Below are 991 nucleotides of genomic sequence, written 5' to 3'. Positions count from 1 at the left end.
CACACGCCCCCGCCGCCCACCACCCCCGCGCCCGGCGGCCGCATCGACCAGGTGCGCGCCGAGCTCGACGAGCTCAGCGAACTGCTGCGCAAGCAGGACGGCGGCCCGGAGGACGCCAGGTGACCACCACCACCGGGCGCGTCATCGCCGGGCGCTACGAACTGTCCACGCTCATAGGCCAGGGCGGCATGGGCCAGGTGTGGACCGCCTACGACCGCCGCCTCGACCGGCGCGTCGCCGTCAAGCTGCTGCGTCCCGACCGCGTCGCCGGGGCCGAGGCGGAGGAACTGCGCCGCCGCTTCCTGCGCGAGTGCAGGGTCACCGCCCAGGTCGACCACCCCGGCCTGGTCACCGTCCACGACGCGGGCAGCGAGCAGGACGACCTGTTCCTGGTCATGCAGTACGTCGACGGCGCGGACCTCGCCGACCACCTCGCCGAGCACGACCCCTACCCCTGGCCGTGGGCGGCCGCCGTCGCCGCCCAGCTGTGCGCGGTGCTCAGCGCGGTGCACGCGGTGCCGATCGTCCACCGCGACCTCAAGCCGCGGAACGTCATGGTCAAGCAGGACGGCACGGTGACCGTGCTGGACCTCGGCGTGGCCTCCGTGATGGATTCCGACACCACCCGCCTCACCCACACCGGCTCGCCCATCGGCTCGCCCGCCTACATGGCGCCCGAGCAGGCCATGGGCGGCGCCGTCGGCCCCTACACCGACCTGTACGCGCTCGGCGTGGTGCTGCACGAACTCCTCTCCGGCGAGGTCCCGTTCGCCGGGACCACCGCGCTCGGGGTCCTGCACCGGCACCTCTACGACCCGCCGCTGCCGCTGCGCCGGCTGCGCGCCGAGGTCCCCGAGCCGCTGGAGCGCCTGGTGCTGCGGCTGCTGGAGAAGGACCCGCAGAACCGCCCGTCCTCCGCCCAGGAGGTCTACGAGGCACTGCTGCCGCTGCTCCCCGAGCGGGGACTGCCCAGCGGCGCGCCCCTGGACCC

Annotated in this window: 1 protein-coding gene; it reads left to right on the top strand. The window is 74.6% G+C overall.

Annotation, left to right across the window (positions count from 1 at the left end; genetic code table 11):
* Positions 1 to 188: 188 nt before the first annotated feature.
* Positions 189 to 991, top strand: an 803-nt coding sequence (locus tag ACOV8S_RS00395) for a serine/threonine-protein kinase (protein ID WP_448315647.1), incomplete at its 3' end; no start/stop codon positions are given.

It is taken from the genome of Streptomyces sp. CO7 (genome assembly GCF_053474865.1).
Note: the sequence above shows the minus strand (reverse complement) of the source record. Positions and strands in the feature narration are given on the sequence as shown.